This is a genomic window from Arthrobacter gyeryongensis (assembly GCF_039543785.1).
Taxonomy (GTDB): Bacteria; Actinomycetota; Actinomycetes; order Actinomycetales; family Micrococcaceae; genus Arthrobacter; species Arthrobacter gyeryongensis.
Genome location: NZ_BAABKK010000010.1, coordinates 397633 through 417842 on the forward strand (window position 1 = coordinate 397633; position 20210 = coordinate 417842).

The following is a 20210-nucleotide window of genomic DNA, read 5'->3' on the forward strand; positions in this document are numbered from 1 at the left end:
CCCCCGATTTAGCCGAGGAAACCTTTCATCCAGGTTTTCAGGTCTTCACCGAACTCGGCCCGCTCGGAGGCCAGGGTGATGACGGCCTTCAAGTAGCTGAGCTTGTCCCCGGTGTCGTAGCGACGTCCGCGGAAGACGACCCCGTAAACACCAGCGCCTTCGCCTTCGCCCTTTGCGAGCGTCTGAAGAGCGTCCGTCAGCTGGATCTCGCCACCGCGCCCGGGGCCGGTCTCTTCGAGCACATCGAAAACAGCCGGGTGCAGGACATATCGTCCAATCACAGCCAAGTTTGATGGCGCTTCTTCAACGGAAGGCTTCTCCACAAGGCTGTTGACCCGGACGTAATCCTCCCCCACGATGGGCGTGATATCGGCGCAGCCGTACGCGCTGATCTGCGACGGTTCCACTTCGATGAGAGCAATTACCGAGCCGCCGGTCTTCGCTTGAACGTCGATCATGGTTGACAGAAGCTGATCCCGCTCGTCAATCAGGTCGTCCCCCAAAAGCACGGCAAACGGTTCGTCACCTACGTGCTGCTTGGCGCACAGCACGGCATGGCCCAAGCCCTTCGGTTCGCCCTGCCGCACATAGTGGATAGGCCCAAGCGCAGACGCATGCTGAACTGCGTCCAAGCGGGATTCGTCGCCCTTCAGCTCCAAGGTGCGTTCAAGATCAGGTGCCCGGTCGAAGTGGTCTTCAAGAGCGCGCTTGTTGCGACCTGTAATCATCAGCACGTCGCTGAGGCCCGCCTTCACGGCTTCCTCAACCACGTATTGGATGGCCGGCTCATCTACCACCGGCAACATTTCCTTCGGCATCGCCTTGGTGGCAGGCAAGAAGCGCGTGCCCAATCCGGCGGCCGGAATAACTGCTTTACGAACTGATCTCCCCATAGACATAGGGCAAATCCTACGAATGGATTTTCAAAAACGCTAATCCCTGATGCAAGATTTCGGCTTGCCCGGCCAAGAAGTCGTTAGCTCCGGGCCTTGCGCACGGGGTCATGCTCAGGATGGACGGGTTGAAGGCGTTGATGCCGATGCGCGCCATGCACAGAGAGCAGTCGGCGCACCACTCAATTTGCTCCGCTTTGGTACTCAATTATTCAGATTTGGCACTCAATTCTGCGGAATCCGGACCAAAAGGTGAAAACGGCTGGTTAGGATCAGCACAGGACCGGCGCCGATCCTAATTCAAAGAGGAACAGTGCAACTCATCGCGTCGTCGCAGATATTCCAGAATATTCGGATCCTACGGCAGGCAAAGCATCGATGGCCCACGGCGGGTCGTGTTCGCGCGCCTTGGTCAATCGCCGAGTGAAAGTAGGGGTCAATTCATGGCGGCAAACAGAACCTTCATGTTACCGATGTTGGCGGCTCCTGCGTGCTTCGCATTCGCAGCAGTCGGAGGAAGCTTCGCGATAGTCGGCTGGATCGGCGGACTACTGATGCTGGTGGCGGCTATGTTCCTACGAACCCGTGAGTGGAAATCGGAAGAACAGGATGACTCAAATGAAGATCGCGCGTAGCTCTCAAGTTTTTAGTGGCCGCCCCCACCGAGAAGCGTGGCAAGCCCTCCGCGCCCTGAAAAACATCAAAAAGATTGCACTAATCCTGGCAGTCAGCGCAGGTTTGGTGTTCGCCGGGCTAGCCCCTGCCAGCGCCGCGGAACCCCCGGTCACATCACCATCTATCTCAGAGTCACCAGCAGGAGCCGCCAGACCGGAGCTGCGAGAACCGGCAGGAAAGTACTACTCCTTCTGCATCAGTATGGGGGTATCCCACAACTGGACCAACAACCGCCCGAGCACCTGTCCCGGGTACCTTCATGTCTACATCGGAGGCAAGCAGGTTGCACACCTGAACATCGGCGCAAGCACTGCGAGCTTCACCTGGACCTGCGCTGCGGGTGTGGGCCTGAACATGGTCCTTGTATTTGCCCCAGGTGGGGCGGTGGTTGGCTGGGCCTTGGCCGGTACGCTGTCGAGCATCGGGCTCACCCTCGCCGGTTGTGCCGGCTGGTAGTGTGCTTCCTTCCAAGAACTCACATCCGAAAGGTGGCCCGATGGCCAACAAGATTCCGAATCCTTGGATAAGCGCTTCGTTCTTTGCCTATTCAATCCTTTTCGCCTCTTGGCAACCCTTTGTCTGGTGGCGAGGAGTTGCGTCAGTAATCGTATTGTGCCTCGGATGCTGGGGCCTTTACCTGTGGTGGCGCACTAGGCGGAAGAATTCAGGCACCGAGCCTCCACGAGGCTGAGGGGAATCCTGCGACCCTCTTCACGACGACGAACGGGCCTTGCGCACCGGGTGCTCGCTCAGGATGGACAGGCGGTTGAAGGCGTTGATGCCGATGCATGCCATGCAGAGTACGCTGATCTGCTCGTCGGTGTAGACCTTCCGCGCCCGGGAAAACAGCTCGGGGGTCGGACGGGCGGTGCTCATCCGCGTGATCTGTTCGGCCAGTTCAAGCGCCACCTGTTCGGCCTCGTCGAAGAGCCCCACCTCGCCATGCACGGACACCAGGGAAAGCCGCTGCTCAGTCTCTCCGTAGCCGATGGCCCTACGGTGATGCAGATCCAAGCAGAAGGCGCAGCCATTGATCTGAGAAGCCCTGTAGTTCAACAACTCTAGGGTGCGACGCGGGATCCCGGTCCTGTCCGCTTCCGCAGTGACCTGACCAGCATAGTCGGACAGGGCCTGATAAAGCCCAGGCTGTTGCTTGTCCAGGTAGCCGGCGAGTTTCGGTGTATTTTCGCTCATTCGCCGAGCCTATCGGAGGAACCTTCCTGCTCCCTGGAGACCGCTGGGCCATTTCGCGCCGCTATTTCACGCAGGCGATTGCACCGCCTTGGAGAGCCCCGGTGGAATCCGCGTAGACGTTGCTTGCAGGTGCTGACGGGGTGGCTGACGCTGGGGCTGCGGCTTCCGAGGCGGGTGGCGCTTCCGGTGCGGGTGCCGCAGGCGAGGCGGCCGCCGTCGTCGGGGTCGCCGTCGTCGTCGGTGCGGGAGCCGGCGGGACCGGGGTGAGGAGTTCCTTCACGGTTGCCTGCACCTGGTTGATGTCCACGGTGTTGATGGACGCGCCATCCGGGGACCAGCCGAAGCCCGTGATGGGCAGAGTGGAGAAGGAGATGTTGCCCCCGGTCAGGGACGTGGCCTGCTGGGCAAGCTGGATCAGGTTCAATTCCGAATCCACCACGATGTTCTTGCTCACTGCATCCAGGACACCCTGCATTTTCCCGATATCGGTGAAAGTCCCGGCGTCCTTGAGCTGGTGGGAGACCGAGGCGATGAAGGCCTGCTGGCGACGTTCGCGGTCCAGGTCCGAGAAGAGGTACGTCGGATCGGTGGTGTCCCGGCGCTGCCGCACGAAGGCCATTGCTTGCTTGGCATCGATCTGCTGCATGCCCGCTTTGAAGTCGGCCCCGGAGAAGGTGTCCTGGGTTGCCCGGTTGATGCACACCGTGATGGGTGCGATGGCCTGGGCCGTCTGGTAGAACGCAGCCATGGTGACTTCGAGGAAATGGTCAATGTGGACGCTGCCCAGGAACTTGGTCACGGTAGCTATTTCGGCTTCGCGCCCGGCGTCGCGCGCCGCCTGGTAGGTGGTGTCGTCGTCGGGCTTTCCCGCATTGATCAGGGAGGTCTTCTCCGCCGCGAAACCGTAGCCGTACGCTTCCTTGATTTTCGCTTTGAAAGGGCCGCTCCCGGGAATGCCGTCCACCTGGACGTAGTCATCCCTGGGAATCGAGATCCCCGCGGCTTTGGAACCGTCCGCCGGGATATGGATGAGCATCAGGACATTTGAGTTGTAGCCGCCGATATTCTCATCCCCCGCGTGCAAGGCGTCGTACATCTCCGGAGGAAGAGGCTTACCCTTCTCATCAACTCTTGTGTCCAGTCCCATGACCAGGATGTTCGTGTCCTGGCTCAGCTTCGGCACCGCCGCAGGCAACGTTTTCAGGTCCTTGAGGACATCCGAGCGGTGGACGTTGTTGTTCACCGCAACCGCCGTCGCGCCCACATAGGTGAGCGCGACGGCGACCGCCAGGGCCACGGTTGCGGCGACCGCCGTCGCCGAGATCAGGATGACGGACTTGCGCCGGGACTTGGGGCGCATATGGCGGGGACCTTGAGAGCATGTGCGGTGCCCATCATTCATCAAATTCTCCTGTCCCCGCCGCGGTTGGCGTGGTGGCTGGGTCCGCGGCGGGACCAGCGGGTAAGCAGATTGTAATCGGACATCCAAGGAATGGCCTCGATGACGCGGGCACGGCACCGCGGGGTGTTGCTTCCGCCTCTAGCGGCGCTTGAGCATCACCGCGATCGCGGTCCCGATGCACACTGCGACGGCGAGGACCCCAGGTCCGGTCACGGCCTGGCCACGCCACCCCTCCCATGGTGCGGCAGTCGGCAGAAGCAGCACCGCGGCGATCGCGGCCAGCACGAGCACCGCAATGTTGACCGCAAGGCGCATCCGGCGTCCCAACGGCTCCGGTTTCCCGCGCTCCTGCGGGTCGGTGCGGCGCCGCCAGTCCTCGGCTATTAGCGGCGGTACCCGCCTCACGTACGCGAAGACGTGGACTGCGAGGGTGGCGAGCCAGAACAAGAAGCTGACAACGTGCACCCGGACCAGGAACTCCGGGGCCGGGCCGGTTATGGCCAGAGCGATGCCGCTGCCGATGAGCGCGAGCGTCGAGGCGACAAGTATCGGTGCTATCACCCGCAGAAGCAGCCGGGGCGGACCCTTGCGGCGGTAGGCGGGATCCCGCGTGTAGAAGCGGATGAATCGCCAGCCGGTGCTGGCCGTCTTGGCCACAACAGGGCCGGCCAGGAGCACACCAACGAAGAAGTGCGCCACGATCAGGCTGCCCAGGGTCGGAACGGTGGCGATCTCGGCCACCGATAGCACCAGCACGACGGCCCCTGTCAATGCGGTCAGGCGCTCGTTGCCGACGACGCCGGAGCGTGCTCCTTCTGTCACGCGTTGATGTCCTGACGGGGGAACACGACGGCGGCCACAACAACGAAGCCGACAATCCACAAGAGCGCTGCTCCTAGGGCCGCCGGATAACCTTGGAGAGGCGTCGGACCCACCAGGGGCACCGCGGTGCCCACAATGGTGTTGAACACCCGGCCCGGGAACCACTGGGTGACCTGCGGCAAAACCACCGCGATGATGCCTTCTACGACCAACATGTAGGCCAATGCGATCCCGACGGCGGCCGCGACCGAACGGGTGAGCACGGCGATGAGCATGCCCAGGGCGCTCACCCCGATGAGGCACAGCACCTCATTGCCCAGGAACGCGAGGAAGACCTGCAGCCCCTCCGGCGAGGTCCAGGCATCCGTCTGAATCCCCTGACCTTGGGCAATGACAAGGATGAATGTGCCGCTGATGAGCAGGGTGAGCAGCATCGAGAGCAGCACAAAAAGCACCAGCGCCAGCATTTTGCCCGCCAGCCAGCGCAGGCGGCGCGGCTCGCAGATCAACAGGTTGCGCAGTGTCCCTTGGGACCATTCCGCGGCGAGATTGGCTGTCACCATCACCAGCGCGATGGCAATGATCACTGAACGGGCCTGACCAATGATCGAGACCAATCCCTGAGGTGTGTTGAACGCAGCAATCAGGCCGGTCATCTCCCGGCCTGTGGATCCGGATGCGATCTGGTGGAACGTCAGATAAGCAATAAAGGTGCTCACCACCAGCATCGCCCCCGCGACCGCTAAAACACTCCAGCGGCGGAACTTGAGCACTTCGTTGCGGAATGCACGGATCACGGAAATCATGAGCGCTCTCCTTTCAGCAAAGCCAGGAACAGCTGCTCGAGGCTGGCTTCCCTTACCCGGATGGCCAGGTCCGGCGCGCCGGCTTCCCTGGCCTGCCGTTTCAACGTGTCGGCAAAACCGGCAGAACAGGCGATGCGCAATATCCGGTCCTCCTTCGTAACCGTGTAGCCGGCCTCGCCCGCGATCCGGCCCACCAGATCCAACTGGACAGCGTCCTGGGCTTCGACCACTACCTCGACGAGTTGGGCCAACAGTTCCCGGGCCGGCCCGCAGAACAGGGCCTTCCCCTGATTGAGCATGATCAGCCAGTCGGTGAGCTGTTCCAACTCGCCGAGCAAGTGGCTGCTGAGCAAGATGGTTTTCCCCTGGCCGGCCAAACGGCGGAGCATCTCGCGCATTTCGATGATGCCCAGGGGATCAAGGCCATTGGCTGGCTCGTCGAGAATGAGCAGTTCGGGATCGGGCAGCAGGGCCATCGCCACCCCAAGGCGCTGCTTCATGCCCAGCGAATACGTCCCGACCCGGTCACGCGCCCGATCGGAGAGTCCCACCACCTCCAGCAGTTCGCCCACCCGGGAACCGGGGTGGCTCCCAAGGCGGGCGAGCACCTCCAGATTGGTCCGGCCGGAGAGGCCCGGATAGAACGCCGGCGCTTCGACGAGTGCCCCCACGCGCGGCAGGTAGCGCTCGAATTCAGTGAGAGAGTGGCCCAGAACAGTAGCGCTGCCCGCATCCGGCCGCACCAGCCCCAGGAGGAGGCGAAGAGTGGTCGTCTTGCCTGCCCCATTGGGACCGATAAAGCCCGCGATGGCTCCCGCAGGCACGCTCATGGTCAGGCCGTCGACGGCGGTATGCCTGCCAAAGTGCTTGCTCAGGCCATGTGTTTCAATGGCGAAGGCTCCTGCGGGATCAGGCATGTGCTACGTCCGTGCGGTTCATGGAAATAGTTCCTTTCGCGGAATGGACGTTCCGGCGCAATGAAATCCCGCAGTGTCCACATAAGAAAGAATGTATCTTGAGGTAGCGGAGGGAAGCGTGATGGAAACGAAACCGGCTGGAACAACCCTGCTCGACCGGACATTTCGCGTGAGCCTCATCCTGAAGGGCCTGGACGGCATCCTGGAACTGGTCGGCGGCGTCCTCCTCTTGCTGGTGACGCCCAAACAAATCGGAGATCTGGTCCGGTTCCTTACCCAGCACGAACTCGCCCAGGATCCGAACGACTTCCTGGCGAACAGCCTGGTGCACCTGAGCTCAAACCTCTCAGGTTCGGCGACGCTCTTCGGCGCGATCTACCTGTTGCTGCACGGACTGGTCAAAATCGTTCTGGTCTGGGCCGTCCTGAAGGACAAGCTCTGGGCTTACCCGTGGATGATCGCGTTCCTGCTGATCTTCATCTTCTACCAGGGCTACCGGATCGTTGTGGCTTTCTCCTGGGGCCTTGTCCTCCTGACGGCCTTCGACATCTTCATCGTCTGGATCACCGGGCGTGAGTACCGGCTGCACCGGGCCCGGAATCAACAGCCCTCCCCTACGTCCCAGCCGGCAGACTAAGGAACCTGCTCGCTTTTTGTCACCGTCGGATCCGTGGGTGCGGGCCCAGCGCTAGGTTCCGGAACGCAGCGGCCGGACCTCACCCACGATTTCAACAGACGAGGGCTTCCAGCAGGGAGCCCGCTACCCCTTTAAGACCGGCGCCCCCCTTCTTTTGGAACGCCCGGAAACCCTCGGCTTAGTCCTCGGTCTTGCAGAGCCGCGCCTGCTCGCTTTTTGAGCGGAAGGGGTCCTCCGGCCTAATAATGTCAGGGGTCCCTGAAATGCTTTGGTTATGGCCGGGAACCGGGGAACACAGCTGATCGGATCAGGCGCGCCTTCCGGCGACGCTGGTTCGGGAGCTGCAATGTCGGGCGTCCGGGGGCCGGGCGTCCGGATGCGGGATCTGATCGACGCCGTGAGCTCGCTTCGTCCGACCGCTGCATTTGAACTTGCCGACCCCGCTGAACTGATAGACCAGTTGCGTGGACTTGAGGATTTGAAGTCCGCGGCCGCGGCTGCGCAAGCCCGGATCGCCGTCGCGTTCGATGCCGCCCAGCGCAGCGCCGACGCGGCGGCGGGTGTCCCGGCCGAGGAGCAAGGACGCGGCGTCGGAGCCCAAATCGCGTTGGCCCGGCGGGAGTCCCCCGCCCGCGGATCCCGGCTCCACGGCCTCGCCAAAGCGCTCGTGAGCGAAATGCCGCGCACCCTCGCCGCCCTCGAGACCGGGCAGCTGAACGAATGGCGGGCGACGCTGCTGGTGAAGGAAACAGCCTGCCTGTCCGCCGAAGACCGCTGCGCGGTGGACGAGGAGCTCGCCGCCGACACCGGAACCTTCGACGGCTCCGGAGACAAGGCGATCATCGCCGCGGCCCGGGCCGCTGCCTACCGTCGGGACCCCCGCTCGGTCACCCAACGCGCCAGCCATGCGGCGGCGGAGCGGCACGTGAGCCTGCGCCCGGCGCCTGACACCATGGCCTACCTGACCGCCCTGCTCCCGGTCGCCCAAGGCGTGGCCGTGCACGCGGCTCTGACCCGGCACGCCGACACCCTCCGAGCGGGAGGGGACACTCGCACCCGCGGACAGCTCATGGCCGACACCCTCGTCGAACGCACCACCGGCACCCCCGGCGGGATCACGGGCGTGGAGATCCAGCTCGTCATGACCGACCGGACCCTGTTCCAGGGCGATGCCGAACCCGCCCGTCTGCCCGGTTACGGCATCGTGCCCGCGGGTTGGGCCAGGACACTACTCGCCGGGAACCAGAACCAAGCCGAGCCCGGGCAGGACCAGGACCTGAAAGCCTGGCTCCGTCGCCTCTTCACCGCCCCCGGGACCGGGGACCTTGTCGGCGTCGATTCGAGGGCGCGGCTTTTCCCGGCAGGGCTGCGGCGCTTCATCCAGGCCCGCGACGACACCTGCCGCACCCCGTACTGCGACGCACCCATCCGGCATTTCGACCACATCATCTCCTGGCACGACGGCGGCCCCACCAGCCTTGCCAACGGCGCCGGCCTGTGCGAAGCCTGCAACCACACCAAAGAACTCACCGGCTGGACAGCACAAACCAGAGCAGCACGAACCGGAGCACCAACAACAAGCCCCGGGACACGGCATGTCCTCGACATCCGCACCCCCACCGGACATACCTACCGTTCAACAGCCCCACCCTTACCCGGGACCCCCGAGCCGGAGATTCAACCTGCGCGTTCCAGGCACCACCGGCGGCGACTTCGCCACCCAGCCAAGGCGCTGAAATACGCCCATCTTACGGAACTCCAGATCGCGTGAATCGCGCCCGGGGGGCCTGGGGCGCTCATGGCCGCGAGGCACTTCGCCGATGCGCGTGCAAAGCCTCGAAGATTTCGATGAGCAGCCGGACCGCGTGATATCCCACCACCACGGCAATGATCGCCGCGACAACAGGATCAAGCCAGTAAAGGCCCTTCGTCATGTAAATGATGGCACCGGCCACGGCGACGCCGGCCGCAGCCGCAGCATCGCCGGCGGTATCGAGAAGGACGGCGCGCATGTTCAGGTCGCCGCCGGCTTTGTTGTCGCTATCACTGTTGTCGCTGTCACTGTTGTCGCTGTCACTGTTGTCGCTGTTGTCGCTGTCACTGTTGTCGCTGTCACCGCCGAGGATAAGCGCACCCACGAACATCACCACGGCCGCAATCCCGCTGACAATGAGGACCGGCAGCCCGTGAACCTCACCGGTCCCGGTGAGGAGTCGTCCGGCCGCGCCCACCAGAATCGCGACGCTCAAGACGAGCAGCCAGCCGGCGTTGACACCTGTGGCCCAGTGTGGCCATCGGATATCCCTGCGGACGCTAAGAAGTCGGCGGCAGCTTGGACACCCTGACAGCCAACAACGACCCCCCGATGGCGGCAGCATCGGCCAGGTACTCCGCGCCCTCGGCAAGCACACCCAACGAGTTCGCCGAGATTCCCACAACAACCAGCCCGGCCACGAGCACCAGGTTCAAAATCAGGACGACGCTCAGCCGACGAGTACGGGTCACCCCTTCAGCGTAACCATCGGGAGCCTGCTACCCCTTGAAGACCGGTGCCCGCTTCTCCTGGAACGCCCGGAAACCCTCCGCGTAGTCCTCGGTCTTGCAGAGCCGGGCCTGCTCGTCGTTCTCTTCGGACATGGCGGCCCACAATCCAAGTCGCTGATCGCGGATATGGGCCACGAGCTCTTTGCTTGCCGTGAACGCACCGGTGGCACCCGCGGCGACCCGCTCAACGATGATCCGTGTGGCCTCCAGCAAGGCGTCATCAGGCATGACCCGGCTGAACATTCCCTGCGCCACGGCCTCGGCGCCGCTGATCAGGTCCGCGGTGTAGATGAGGTCCAAGGTCCGGTGCATGCCCAGGCGTTCCGTGAAGTACCAGTGCCCGCCCGAGTCCAAAGTGGCGCCCAGCTTGGCGAACGGCGAACCGAACTTCGCGTTCTCCGCCACGTACACCACGTCCGTGGCCAGCAGCAGGCCGAGCCCGACGCCGAGGCACGCGCCGTGCGCTGCGGCGAAGGTCGGGGCGGGGAAGGCTGCCATCTTCTTGAGCAGCGGCTCCACGAGCCCGTTCAAGTACGCCTTCGCATCGTCGCTCTCCGGCGTCACCCCGGCAATGTCGCGTCCCGCGCAAAAGGCGCGGCCCTCTCCGCGGATGAGCAGCGCCCGCACCATTCCGCGGGAGGCGGCGGCAGCGGCGTCGTCGTACGCTCTATCCAGTTCCGCAAGCGCCACCTCGTCGAGCGAGTTCAGCTTTTCCGGGGCGTTGAGGACAATTTCGGCGATGCCGTTGGCGATGGAGAGCTCGATCATTCGTATATTCCTTAGACGTCGAAATCGACCGTGACGGATTCACTTGTGGGGTGGGACTGGCACGTCAACACGTAGCCCTTGTCCAACTCATCCTGCTCCAAGGCGTAGTTCTCGTCCATGCTGACCGTCCCAGAGACCAGTTTGGCGCGGCACGTGCCGCACACGCCACCGGCGCACGCGAACGGAACGTCCGGGCGGACCCGCAAGGCGGCGTTGAGGATGGATTCACGCGCGTGGGTGGGGCTGGCGACGTCGCCGGTCAAACCATCGAGCTTGAAGGTGATCTTGAACGTATCCTTCGACTCGTCCTCCACAACGGGCCGGCCGGCGTTGCCTTCGGGGCGGTCCGGGCGGCCGGTGGTGAAGAGTTCGAAGCGGACGTGCTCGGGCGCCACGCCGCGGGCGGCGAGGGTATCCCGGCACAACTGGACCAGCTCGAACGGTCCGCACAGGAACCATTCGTCCACATCCTGGGCGTGGATGGCCGTGCCCAGCAGTTGCTGCAGCTTCTCGGCGTCGATACGTCCAGTCATGAGCGGCGCAATGCGCTGCTCGCGCGACAACACGTGGTGCAGCGCCAGTCGCGAGGGGTACTTGTCCTTCAGGTCCGCGAGTTCCTCGAGGAACATGACGTCCATGGCGGCCTTGTTGGCGTAGATCAGGTCGAAGCGGGTCTCCGGGTTCGCGGCCAGCAGCGTGCGGGCGATCGCGATCACCGGGGTGATTCCCGAGCCGGCGGCGATGGCCACGAAGGAACCGGCGTCGCCGAACTCCCCTGCCATGTTCTCCGGATTGTTCATGGAGTTCATGACGTTCTGCTGGACAGTCTTGCCGTCCTTGCCATGCTTGGAAATGAACGCGCCCATGGGGCTCATGACGTCCAGCGTGTCGCCGGCCTTGAGCTCCGCATTCGCCCATGTGGAGAAGATGCCGCCCAGGTCCTTCTTGATGGCCACGCGGATCTCGCTGCTGCCGTCCGCGAAGCTGCGCGGCTCTGCGCAGATGGAGTAGCTGCGGCGGACTTCGTGCGGCTCACCGCTCTCATCGGGAAGCGTGGTCCGCAGCGCCACGTACTGGCCGGGAAGATAGTCGTACTGGCCGGCGAGTTCAGCCGGAACATCGAACGTGACCTCGATGGCGTCTTCAGTCAGGCGGCGGACTTCCGAAACACTGAGGGAATGAAAAGACGCACGACGGCGGCCGGTGGCCTGCGCTTGTTCGGCTGCGGTCTGGCGGACAACGGGCATGTCGGATTCCTTACAGGACTTTGAAGTAGTCGAACGGTTCTTTGCAGTCCTGGCAGACGAAGAGCGCCTTGCAGGACGTGGAACCAAAGCGGGTGATTTCCTTGGTGTTCAGCGAAGAACACTGGGGGCATTTCACGGCGAGCTTGAGCCGTACCGGCCCGGAGTGGCCGCCGGCCTTTGAGTGGCCACTGGGGGGTGCGATTCCGTACTCCAGCAGCTTGGCCTTGCCGTGCTCCGTCATCCAGTCCGTGGTCCAGGCCGGGGCCAGGACCAGTTCCACATGGACGCTCGGGTAGCCCGCTTGGTGGAGGGCCGTCTTGACGTCGTCCCGGATGGCATCCATCGCAGGGCAACCTGAGTACGTCGGCGTGATGGTGACCTGGACCGCGGGGACCAGCCCGCCGTCGTCGAATAGTTGGACGTTCCGGAGGATCCCCAGATCCTCAATGGTGAGGACGGGAATCTCCGGATCGCAGACCGTGGCAGCAATCCCCCAGGCCTTTTGCTCGGCGGTTTGCTTGGTCTGGATTGGCGTCTCTTGAACGAACATGTCCATCACTGTCACCAGCTTGCACCGGGATGTTCGCGGGCCAGCACCTGCATCTCGGCGAGCACGTAACCCAAGTGCTCGGAATGCTTGCCCTGGCGGCCGCCACCCAAGGATTGCGGGATTCGTTCGAGGTTCAGCTCCTCATCGAGGCCGGCTTCGCTCAGGATTTCGCCCGTGAGCTGGTCGAAGTCCGCGCGGAGGCTGGAAGGCTGTACGCCTGCTCCGCTTTCGGCGAGGCGGGCCGTGAGCTCGTCGTCTTCGAAGAGTTCTTCGACGTACGGCCAGACGAGCTTGAAAGCCTGGACGATACGACGGCGGGACTCTTCGGTGCCGCCGGCAAGCCTGAGGACCCATTGCGCGCTGTGGTCGCGGTGATAGTCGACCTCTTTGAGGGCCTTCGCCGCGATGGCCGCGATGGTGGCGTCCGTGGATGCGGTCAGCCGCTTGTAGAGCTCGAACTGGTAGTAGCTCACAATGAACTGCCGGGCGATGGTGACGGCGAAGTCCCCGTTGGGCTGCTCGAACAGGTGGGCGGAGCGGAACTCGTGCTCCCGGCGGAAGTACGCCAGATCGTCCTCGGACTTGTCCCATGCCGCACCGGCGTAGGTAAGGAAGGAACGGGCGTGGCCGAGCTGGTCGAGGGCGATGTTTCCGAGGGCGACGTCTTCCTCAAGCTCGGGGGCGCGGGAGATCCAGTGGCCCAGGCGCTGGGCGAGGATCAGCCCGTCGTCGCCGATGCGCAGGGCGTATTCCGCGACGTCGTCGCTTGGCTTGACTTGTCCCTTGCGGATCTCGAGGGCGATGTCCTCGGGGCGCAGTGCGTTCCCGGGGGTGATGCGCGTGGCGCTTGCCGAACCGTCTCCGGAAGCACCTGCACCCTTGACGCCGACGGAAATGTCGCCGTGGCCCTCGATGGCGAAGTCCTTGTTTTCGTTTTCGTTTTCGTTTGCGGGGGCGGTCACAGGTGCTTCACGCCTTCGCTCTTGGTGTAATACGTCGCGTGGCGGTAATCCTTGCCCTGCGGGGATTCGAAGAAGGAACCCTTGGAATCCGGGTCGCTCGAGGAAATAGCATCGGCCGGAACCACCCAGATGGACACGCCTTCGTTGCGGCGCGTGTACAGGTCACGGGCGTTGCGCAGCGCCATCGCCGCGTCGGGTGCGTGCAAGGATCCGGCGTGGACGTGGGACAGGCCGCGGCTTGAGCGGACGAAGACTTCCCAAAGGCTCCAGGGAGTTTCGTGGGGTTCGGCCGAGGCAGGGGCCACGACGACAGGGGTCCCCGGCCGAGCTTGCGAGGTTGGGGAGTCGTTGGGGATCATGCTGCGTATTCCTTCTCTGCTTGCTTGCGGGCGTACTCGGCGGCCGCTTCGCGGACCCAGGCGCCGTCGTCGTGCGCTTCGCGGCGGCGCTCAAGCCGCTGGGCGTTGCAGGGACCCTTTCCGGCGAGAACGTTTTTGAATTCGTTCCAGTCCAGGGGGCCGTGCTCCCATTTCTTGGTTTCTTCGTTGAAACGGATGTCCTTGTCCGGGAGGGTGAGGCCCAGGACTTTGACCTGCTCCACCATCATGCCCACGAAGCGGCTGCGGAGCTCATCGTTGCTGAACCGCTTGATGTTCCAGGCCATGGACTGCTTGGAGTTAGGTGAATCGTCGTCGGGCGGGCCGAACATCATCAGCGCCGGCGCATACCAGCGGTTGACTGCGTCCTGGGCCATTTGCTTCTGGGCAGGCGTGCCGTTGGACAGTTCAAGGAGGATCTCGAAACCCTGGCGCTGGTGGAACGACTCTTCCTTGCAGATGCGCACCATTGCGCGTCCGTAGGGGCCGTAGGAAGCGCGGCACAGGGGAACCTGGTTGCAGATCGCGGCACCGTCGACGAGCCAGCCGATCGCGCCCATGTCCGCCCAGGAAATCGCGGGGTAGTTGAAGATGGACGAGTACCGGGCCTTGCCGGCGATCAAGTCGCTGGTCATCTTGTCCCTGCTTTGGCCGAGGGTTTCCGCGGCCGAGTAGAGGTACAGGCCGTGGCCCGCCTCGTCCTGGACCTTCGCCATGAGGATAGCCTTGCGCTTGAGGCTCGGAGCCCTGGAGATCCAGTTGGCTTCCGGCTGCATGCCGATGATCTCCGAATGCGCGTGCTGCGAGATCTGGCGGAGCAGCGTCTTGCGGTAAGCCTCCGGCATCCAGTCGCGGGGTTCGATGCGCGAGTCCTCGGAGATGATGCGGTCAAAGTACGCCTGACCGGCCTGTTCCCGCTCAAGCTCTTCGGGGGACAGCTCAGCGGGCACAGACTGCAGATTCTGCGATGCCATGGTTGCTCCTAAATATTTACCGACCGTTCGTTCAGAATATGCGGAAGGCGCGAGATGCGTCAAGCGTTCGGGTCGGCGGGGCTGGGTCTACACAACGCCCGCTCACATATAAGGCTCTCTCCCCCGACGCGCGCTCACATATAAGGCTCTCTCCCCCGACGCGCGCTCACATCATGTGAGCGAGCATTGGGCCGGAAGGGCTTGTTTGTGAGCGAGCGTCGGAGGGGGAACGGCACAAAGGCGAGACGACGGCGAAACGGGACTGCCGCCGTCGGGCGCTAAAAGACTGTTCCCGGCACATCGACCGAAACGCTCGCTCACATATATGGCCAAACGCCGAAACGCTCGCTCAGACGTAGAGGGCTCTCCCCCGACGCTCGCTCACATCTAAGGCGCTTTCCCCCGACGCGCGCTCACATATATGGCCAAACACCGAAACGCTCGCTCAGATCATCTGAGCGAGCGTCGGGCCGGAAGGGCTTGTTTGTGAGCGAGCGTCGTGAGGAGGCGTGGCACTCAGGCGGCGGCCGATACCGGAACCAAGGCGGGTCGCGGTGTCAGTTGCTTCCGCGCCCAGCGGGCAAGCTTCTTGCCTTTGCCCTTCCACCAGTTGTCCTCGTCCTTGTCTTGGTGCCAGCGGAAGATGATCATCACGATCACGAAAACGCCCATGGCCACGTCCGACCAATTCCATTGGATTGCCTTGGCGAGCACACTGACGCCCATGACGAGAATCGACGGGACCGCCAGGGTCTTGAAGATGGTGTTGGCGACATAACGCCGATGCGACCGCGGCACGGACACGGCACGGACCATGTCGAAACACACGCACACCACCACCATTGCCTGGCCGAAGTCCATCAGAATGAGCCCGGGCAACGACCCGGCGAACATGGAAGCGGATTCCATCCCCGCGCTCAACGGACTGCCCCCGTCGCTATCGGACGCGGAAAGGACACAACAGGATTGCAGGAAACACACATACGGATGACCCCCAGAGACCAGGAACTACATTGAGACCAACTGCGTTCCATTCAATCCGTTGGCTCCAGGGCCGGTCACGAGTAGTGGGTACTCTACTTTTCTCGCCCGAATACTTGCACGGCGGCCAGTTACCCGGTCCGGCGACCGGCCTAATACAGTGCCGGCCTAATACCGTGCCGGCCTAATACAGTGCCGGCGCGCCTGTCTGTGACGGCTCCTGGGGCGGGCCAGCCGGCAGCGCCACGGTGAAGGTGCTTCCACTGCCGGGCTCGCTGCTGCAGGAGATGCTGCCTCCGTGTCGTTCGACGATGGACTTGGTAATGGACAACCCGAGGCCGACGCCGGGTATCGCGGCTTGACGGGCTGCGTTTGTCCGGAAGAACCGGGTGAAAATCCTGGCCGACTCGTCGGTGGTCATGCCCATTCCTGTGTCCTTCACTTCAAGCTGGACCCAACCATCGTTCCGCTCGGCCCTTATGGTCACCAGTCCGCCACCAGGTGAATACTTGATCGCGTTGGATACCAGATTGTCCAAGGCCTGTCCTAGCCTCAAGGGATCGGCGTTCGCCCACAGGGGTGCCGGAACGTCGGCGACGAGGCCCACGTGCGCGGCGTCGGCCTGAGCCCGTGCAGAAACCAGGCTGTTTTCGACCAACCCTGCCAAATCCGTACGCCGCAGATGCACGCTCTCTACCGCCGCGGCGGACGAGAGCAGGTCCTCCACCAAGGCCCGGAGCCGCTCGGCATTCCGCTCCGCAATTTCCAAGCCAAGCCTTGTTCCCGGTTGGAGCTCCTGGGCGCCGCGCAGCACAAGATCGATGTTGCCCAGGATCGATGTCAGCGGCGAACCGAATTCGTGAGACACGTTGGCAACCAATTCGTCCTTGGCGGCAAGTGCATCGACAACATCCGTCACGTCCTTGAAAACGATCACCGCACCACCAAACCCGTCGTCGAGCTCGCTCTTCATACCCCGCGCGGCGGTTGAGATGGCCCGTTGGCCGGTACCGGCGCCGAACCAAAGGAGATAGTCGGAAAATGTTTCCCCTTGAACGGCCTTCCGAACAGGGCCCTTTTCACGGGGAACGGGCGTTCGCCGGTCCTGGCCGAAAACCAGCCAGTCTTGTTCCGCGGTCCCCCGCGGGCCTTCCGCGGGCATTGCCATTTTCAGGAATGCCTTTTGTTGGTTGTTGATCAGGAGGGTTTCGCCCTTCGAATCGACGGCGATAATTCCGACGTCGATGGTGTCCAGGATTGTCTTGAGCAGTGTTTCCCGCTCCCTGCTCGCGGCCAACAATTGCCGCAGGGCCTGATCCCGCTGGCTTACCCGCCGTTGCTGCAGACGGGCATTTGAGCCGGCCAGACGAATGGAGACTGCCATTGCAAACATCATGAGGGGTAAAAGCAGTACTGAAGAAATGTCTGACGACGTCGGACGGGGCATGTGCGAAATGACCGGCGGAATCGCGATGAGGAAAGGACCCACAAAGCTGAGGATCAGGCTTGTCCTGGAAAGCATGCCCGAGGCAGACAACCAGATCACGGGAAAGATAGCCAACGTGATGAGGCCCGGCACCGCGCTGAAGGCGCCGTTTCGAGTGAACCATAGGGCAACAAAATCCAAAATAGGGATTGCCAGGCCCGCGCTTGGCGACAATCGCTCCCAAGGGACCAGCAGGCATCCCAGGAACAGGACGCCGTGGAGAAGGACTCCAGTAACGAACAACCAATTTTGGGTCAACCCTGGCCAAACAGTAGGTGCCGCGATTGCCAAGCCCGCGATGATGAGCGTCAGTGGCAATTCACAGACAGCCAGCCGGGCGCGAGGCGTGAGTTTCCTGAAGAAACGCGCGGCCGCGCGGAAAAATGGCTGCTCACTCAAAGTCGAGACCCTTCGTTGGAGATTCGCGAACCAATTACTGCTCCACGCGATGCCCAAAGGAACCGCACGGAACCCACTATTCCCCCCAAGGAACCACAATACGACGCCCCGAACGATCCAACTGGAAGTTCGGAGCAGCGCTTAATCCACATATTAGATGCCAGATGGCTTCAATGCTTGTATCGTGAGTATTTGGGTGGCATTTACCGCATTGCGCTGGGCTGTGCGGCGATGTGCACCCTCAAGGATGTCCAATGAGCGAGCCTGGGGTAGCTGTAGTCATTGAGGATGACGAAGATGTACGAAATCTGGTTGACGCCATCCTCAAAGAAGCTGGATTTGTGGTGCATTCTGCCGCCACCGGACGCGAAGGGGTGGAGGTCGTACGGGACCACCATGCCTCCGTGGTGACGCTCGACGTCGGGCTTCCGGACATGGACGGCCACGAAGTCCTGCGTCGGATTCGGCAATTCAGCGACGCATATGTCGTGATGCTGACGGCCAGGCGCGACGAGCCGGACACGTTGACGGCGTTCCTGACCGGCGCGGATGACTACGTCAAGAAACCGTTCCTGCCTCGTGAATTGAGGGCCCGCGTCACCGCCATGATGCGGCGGCCTCGCGCGGAAGGCAGGCTTGCGTTGCCGGAGGAGGATCGCGGGGGTCCCGACCGTTTAGCCGGTCCCGACGGCGGTTCGGCCCGTTTTGACGGGGGTGCTTACGCTCCCGCCCGCTCAGCCGAAGCCGACCAAGCGGTGATCAAGCACAATGGCTTGGCCTTGAACTACAAATCACGCACGGTGACGCTTCAAGGTTCGGCCCTGACGTTGACGAGAAGCGAATTCGATCTCCTCTTTGACCTGCTTCGGGCCAAAGGCGAGGTGCGGACGCGCGCCGATCTCGTACGGGCTGCGCGCGGTGACTACTACGACGACGATGCGTACATCAGCGACGCCGACGAACGCGCAGTTGAGACCCACATCGGGAACCTCCGCAGAAAGCTTCGCGAAGATCCACAATCTCCACGCTTTCTACAGACTGTCCGGGGAGTCGGCTATCGGCTGACGCCGAAAAGATCGGATTAATTAAGCGAGCCGGCGTCAATCGTTCCGGAGAACGTAACTGTCCTTTAGTTCCCGGACAGTCAGGTGCCCGCATTCAGCAAGTTCCTTGAGCAGGGGCCGGGCCTCACGCAATTCACGTTTTCGAATGCGTTCCTCCAGTTGCGCTGCAAGTACTGCGAGGCGAACACCACCAACCATGATGGAAGAGGTCCTGAGGCTTAGGACCGCGTTCAGGGCCGCGGCCACGTCGCCGCGCTCGACGGCGGTCGCGAGGATTTCGTATCGCTTGGCCCAGAGTTTTGCGAAGTCGCCGGCAAACGTGCGTGCGACCAGCGGATTGTCCACTTGGTCTTCCAGGAGTTGAAACTCCGCGAGGTCCAGTATGGGATGTTCGGTAAGCGGGACGACGGGCAGCCCATTGGAGTCGTCGACCGAGCCCGGATGGCTCGGATCTGAATCCTCGTTGACCTCGCTGGAACCTGAACTGAACATAGCCCAATGCTACTTTCTGAATTCCGGAAAAAACCGAACTTATGGCTATCTTAAGGAAATCTTAGGCCTTTCTTGATTTAACTCCTTTTCATCCAGCACACCCCATCCTTGGAATGTGATATTACGCTTAGCCTCCGCTGAAGGTGGCTATAGCATTGATGACCGCCGGCCCCAGGATGGCGATGAACAACACGGGGAAAATGAAGAGCAGAAGGGGGAAGAGAACCATCACCGGAAGCTTCATCGCCTTCTCTTCGGCACGTTGGCGGCGCTTAACCCTCATGACCTTCGCCTGGACCCTCAAGACCCGGCTGATGGCAATGCCGTAAGTGTCTGCCTGAATCACGGCCTGCACAAAGCTTCGGAGCTCCGGAACGTTGGTTCGTTCGGCCAACGCCAGATAGGACTCGCGGCGGCTCCGTCCAACCTGCATGTCCTGCAGCGTCCGCACCAACTCCTCGGCCAGCGGCCCCTTCCCGTTTTCGCCCGCCCGAGCCATTGCTCCTTCAAAACCGAGGCCCGCCTCGACCGATATCAGCATTTGGTCCATGGTATTTGCGAGCTCCAATTGCATGGCCTTTTGACGTTCTTGCCCTTTGCTGTACAGCATTAGGTCCGGGATAAAGTACCCGAGTAATACAACAAATATCCCCACGAGCTTAAGGATTCCGCTCGAGCTGTTGGCACTAATGAGAATTCCAAAAAGTGCGCCGAACAATCCGAGCAGGGGCTTGGCCGCGAGGACGCGCCCCAAAGGGAGCGACGGCGGCCGGCCGGCCAGCGAGAGCAGCCGGTCCAGCTTCTGGACGTAGCTGCCGGGAGTCAGGCGATAGCCAATGAGCTCGAGTGCACTGCCACCACTTTGTGGGCCAGCTTCCGCAATGTCTTGACCCCGAGTCAAGAGATCCCGGACGGCACTTTGGGCCTTGCGATCAACCGACAGGAATGACCAGGCGAGGTAGGCGATAGGCAGAGGAACCAGGAGGAGGGAGACAAGGAGAGAGGGATTCACGGGTCACC

General features: G+C 62.6%; 22 protein-coding genes. 4 read left to right on the forward strand and 18 right to left on the reverse strand.

Annotated elements, in window-relative coordinates; all coding sequences use genetic code 11:
- Window positions 1-8: 8 nt before the first annotated feature.
- Complete coding sequence (gene galU, locus ABEA18_RS08565) at window positions 9-899, reverse strand: UTP--glucose-1-phosphate uridylyltransferase GalU (protein ID WP_345448871.1); 891 nt, start codon at window positions 897-899, stop codon at window positions 9-11.
- A gap of 870 nt (window positions 900-1769) precedes the next feature.
- Between galU and ABEA18_RS08570 the strand changes: the two genes are divergently transcribed.
- A complete protein-coding gene (locus ABEA18_RS08570; protein WP_345448873.1) occupies window positions 1770-2024 on the forward strand; it encodes a hypothetical protein in 255 nt (84 codons plus the stop codon).
- Between the two features lie 255 nt (window positions 2025-2279).
- On the opposite strand, the gene ABEA18_RS08575 is transcribed toward ABEA18_RS08570, so the two are convergent.
- From ABEA18_RS08575 to ABEA18_RS08595, 5 genes are all read right to left on the reverse strand, one after another.
- A complete protein-coding gene (locus tag ABEA18_RS08575; RefSeq protein ID WP_345448875.1) occupies window positions 2280-2762 on the reverse strand; it encodes a carboxymuconolactone decarboxylase family protein in 483 nt (160 codons plus the stop codon).
- Between the two features lie 61 nt (window positions 2763-2823).
- The gene (locus ABEA18_RS08580; RefSeq protein WP_345448877.1) at window positions 2824-4164 is read right to left on the reverse strand and encodes an LCP family protein; all 1341 of its coding nucleotides are present in this window, start codon (window positions 4162-4164) and stop codon (window positions 2824-2826) included.
- Between the two features lie 138 nt (window positions 4165-4302).
- Window positions 4303-4986 carry a hypothetical protein gene (locus ABEA18_RS08585; RefSeq protein WP_345448879.1) on the reverse strand — a complete coding sequence of 228 codons (684 nt, stop codon included), beginning with the start codon at window positions 4984-4986 and terminating at the stop codon, window positions 4303-4305.
- Entirely contained in the window at window positions 4983-5792 is an 810-nt protein-coding gene (locus ABEA18_RS08590) for an ABC transporter permease (RefSeq protein ID WP_345448881.1), read from the reverse strand. The genes ABEA18_RS08585 and ABEA18_RS08590 overlap by 4 nt, the downstream gene beginning before the upstream one ends.
- Window positions 5789-6709: an ABC transporter ATP-binding protein gene (locus ABEA18_RS08595; protein WP_345448883.1), complete on the reverse strand. Its 921-nt coding sequence runs from the start codon at window positions 6707-6709 to the stop codon at window positions 5789-5791. Before ABEA18_RS08595 ends, ABEA18_RS08590 begins: the two co-directional genes overlap by 4 nt.
- 121 nt (window positions 6710-6830) lie before the next feature.
- Here ABEA18_RS08595 and ABEA18_RS08600 point away from each other — a divergent pair, with 121 nt between their 5' ends.
- Both ABEA18_RS08600 and ABEA18_RS08605 read left to right on the forward strand, forming a co-directional pair.
- Complete coding sequence (locus tag ABEA18_RS08600) at window positions 6831-7346, forward strand: DUF2127 domain-containing protein (protein WP_345448885.1); 516 nt, start codon at window positions 6831-6833, stop codon at window positions 7344-7346.
- 274 nt (window positions 7347-7620) lie between these two features.
- Complete coding sequence (locus tag ABEA18_RS08605; RefSeq protein ID WP_425550497.1) at window positions 7621-9117, forward strand: HNH endonuclease; 1497 nt, start codon at window positions 7621-7623, stop codon at window positions 9115-9117.
- A gap of 25 nt (window positions 9118-9142) precedes the next feature.
- Here ABEA18_RS08605 and ABEA18_RS08610 read toward each other — a convergent pair whose 3' ends face one another.
- From ABEA18_RS08610 to ABEA18_RS08655, 10 genes are all read right to left on the reverse strand, one after another.
- Window positions 9143-9724, reverse strand: a complete 582-nt coding sequence (locus tag ABEA18_RS08610) for a cation efflux transmembrane domain-containing protein (protein ID WP_345448888.1) — start codon at window positions 9722-9724, stop codon at window positions 9143-9145.
- On the reverse strand, window positions 9660-9851 hold the full coding sequence (locus ABEA18_RS08615; RefSeq protein ID WP_345448889.1) for a cation efflux transmembrane domain-containing protein: 192 nt from the start codon (window positions 9849-9851) through the stop codon (window positions 9660-9662). The genes ABEA18_RS08610 and ABEA18_RS08615 overlap by 65 nt, the downstream gene beginning before the upstream one ends.
- Window positions 9852-9878: 27 nt before the next feature.
- Entirely contained in the window at window positions 9879-10658 is a 780-nt protein-coding gene (locus ABEA18_RS08620; protein ID WP_345448890.1) for an enoyl-CoA hydratase/isomerase family protein, read from the reverse strand.
- 11 nt (window positions 10659-10669) lie between these two features.
- Window positions 10670-11905 (reverse strand): 1,2-phenylacetyl-CoA epoxidase subunit PaaE, encoded by a 1236-nt coding sequence (gene paaE / locus ABEA18_RS08625; protein ID WP_345448891.1) that lies wholly within the window; start codon window positions 11903-11905, stop codon window positions 10670-10672.
- A gap of 10 nt (window positions 11906-11915) precedes the next feature.
- Complete coding sequence (gene paaD / locus ABEA18_RS08630; protein WP_345448893.1) at window positions 11916-12455, reverse strand: 1,2-phenylacetyl-CoA epoxidase subunit PaaD; 540 nt, start codon at window positions 12453-12455, stop codon at window positions 11916-11918.
- 11 nt (window positions 12456-12466) lie between these two features.
- On the reverse strand, window positions 12467-13417 hold the full coding sequence (paaC, locus tag ABEA18_RS08635) for a 1,2-phenylacetyl-CoA epoxidase subunit PaaC (RefSeq protein WP_345448895.1): 951 nt from the start codon (window positions 13415-13417) through the stop codon (window positions 12467-12469).
- A complete protein-coding gene (gene paaB, locus ABEA18_RS08640; RefSeq protein WP_345448897.1) occupies window positions 13414-13776 on the reverse strand; it encodes a 1,2-phenylacetyl-CoA epoxidase subunit PaaB in 363 nt (120 codons plus the stop codon). The genes paaC and paaB overlap by 4 nt, the downstream gene beginning before the upstream one ends.
- Window positions 13773-14768, reverse strand: coding sequence for a 1,2-phenylacetyl-CoA epoxidase subunit PaaA (gene paaA, locus ABEA18_RS08645; RefSeq protein WP_345448899.1), 996 nt, complete (start codon window positions 14766-14768; stop codon window positions 13773-13775). Before paaA ends, paaB begins: the two co-directional genes overlap by 4 nt.
- A 516-nt stretch (window positions 14769-15284) precedes the next feature.
- The gene (locus tag ABEA18_RS08650; RefSeq protein ID WP_345448901.1) at window positions 15285-15677 is read right to left on the reverse strand and encodes a hypothetical protein; all 393 of its coding nucleotides are present in this window, start codon (window positions 15675-15677) and stop codon (window positions 15285-15287) included.
- A gap of 256 nt (window positions 15678-15933) precedes the next feature.
- Entirely contained in the window at window positions 15934-17634 is a 1701-nt protein-coding gene (locus ABEA18_RS08655) for a sensor histidine kinase (protein ID WP_345448903.1), read from the reverse strand.
- Between the two features lie 254 nt (window positions 17635-17888).
- Between ABEA18_RS08655 and ABEA18_RS08660 the strand changes: the two genes are divergently transcribed.
- Window positions 17889-18719, forward strand: a complete 831-nt coding sequence (locus tag ABEA18_RS08660; protein WP_345448905.1) for a response regulator transcription factor — start codon at window positions 17889-17891, stop codon at window positions 18717-18719.
- Between the two features lie 15 nt (window positions 18720-18734).
- Here the strand turns inward: ABEA18_RS08660 and ABEA18_RS08665 are convergent, their stop codons facing one another.
- Window positions 18735-19190, reverse strand: a complete 456-nt coding sequence (locus ABEA18_RS08665) for an Hpt domain-containing protein (RefSeq protein WP_345448907.1) — start codon at window positions 19188-19190, stop codon at window positions 18735-18737.
- A 127-nt stretch (window positions 19191-19317) separates the two neighbouring features.
- Entirely contained in the window at window positions 19318-20202 is an 885-nt protein-coding gene (locus ABEA18_RS08670) for a type II secretion system F family protein (RefSeq protein ID WP_345448909.1), read from the reverse strand.
- Window positions 20203-20210 lie beyond the last annotated feature (8 nt).

What these genes read in the sequence shown, in the direction of transcription:
- galU (WP_345448871.1), bottom strand. Translation starts at nt 899, where the DNA reads ATGTCTATGGGGAGATCAGTTCGTAAAGCAGTTATTCCGGCCGCCGGA.
- ABEA18_RS08570 (WP_345448873.1), top strand. Translation starts at nt 1,770, where the DNA reads ATGGGGGTATCCCACAACTGGACCAACAACCGCCCGAGCACCTGTCCC.
- ABEA18_RS08575 (WP_345448875.1), bottom strand. Translation starts at nt 2,762, where the DNA reads ATGAGCGAAAATACACCGAAACTCGCCGGCTACCTGGACAAGCAACAG.
- ABEA18_RS08580 (WP_345448877.1), bottom strand. Translation starts at nt 4,164, where the DNA reads ATGAATGATGGGCACCGCACATGCTCTCAAGGTCCCCGCCATATGCGC.
- ABEA18_RS08590 (WP_345448881.1), bottom strand. Translation starts at nt 5,792, where the DNA reads ATGATTTCCGTGATCCGTGCATTCCGCAACGAAGTGCTCAAGTTCCGC.
- ABEA18_RS08595 (WP_345448883.1), bottom strand. Translation starts at nt 6,709, where the DNA reads ATGCCTGATCCCGCAGGAGCCTTCGCCATTGAAACACATGGCCTGAGC.
- ABEA18_RS08600 (WP_345448885.1), top strand. Translation starts at nt 6,831, where the DNA reads ATGGAAACGAAACCGGCTGGAACAACCCTGCTCGACCGGACATTTCGC.
- ABEA18_RS08605 (WP_425550497.1), top strand. Translation starts at nt 7,621, where the DNA reads ATGGCCGGGAACCGGGGAACACAGCTGATCGGATCAGGCGCGCCTTCC.
- ABEA18_RS08610 (WP_345448888.1), bottom strand. Translation starts at nt 9,724, where the DNA reads ATGCTGCCGCCATCGGGGGGTCGTTGTTGGCTGTCAGGGTGTCCAAGC.
- ABEA18_RS08620 (WP_345448890.1), bottom strand. Translation starts at nt 10,658, where the DNA reads ATGATCGAGCTCTCCATCGCCAACGGCATCGCCGAAATTGTCCTCAAC.
- paaE (WP_345448891.1), bottom strand. Translation starts at nt 11,905, where the DNA reads ATGCCCGTTGTCCGCCAGACCGCAGCCGAACAAGCGCAGGCCACCGGC.
- paaD (WP_345448893.1), bottom strand. Translation starts at nt 12,455, where the DNA reads ATGTTCGTTCAAGAGACGCCAATCCAGACCAAGCAAACCGCCGAGCAA.
- paaB (WP_345448897.1), bottom strand. Translation starts at nt 13,776, where the DNA reads ATGATCCCCAACGACTCCCCAACCTCGCAAGCTCGGCCGGGGACCCCT.
- paaA (WP_345448899.1), bottom strand. Translation starts at nt 14,768, where the DNA reads ATGGCATCGCAGAATCTGCAGTCTGTGCCCGCTGAGCTGTCCCCCGAA.
- ABEA18_RS08650 (WP_345448901.1), bottom strand. Translation starts at nt 15,677, where the DNA reads ATGGAATCCGCTTCCATGTTCGCCGGGTCGTTGCCCGGGCTCATTCTG.
- ABEA18_RS08660 (WP_345448905.1), top strand. Translation starts at nt 17,889, where the DNA reads ATGAGCGAGCCTGGGGTAGCTGTAGTCATTGAGGATGACGAAGATGTA.
- ABEA18_RS08665 (WP_345448907.1), bottom strand. Translation starts at nt 19,190, where the DNA reads ATGTTCAGTTCAGGTTCCAGCGAGGTCAACGAGGATTCAGATCCGAGC.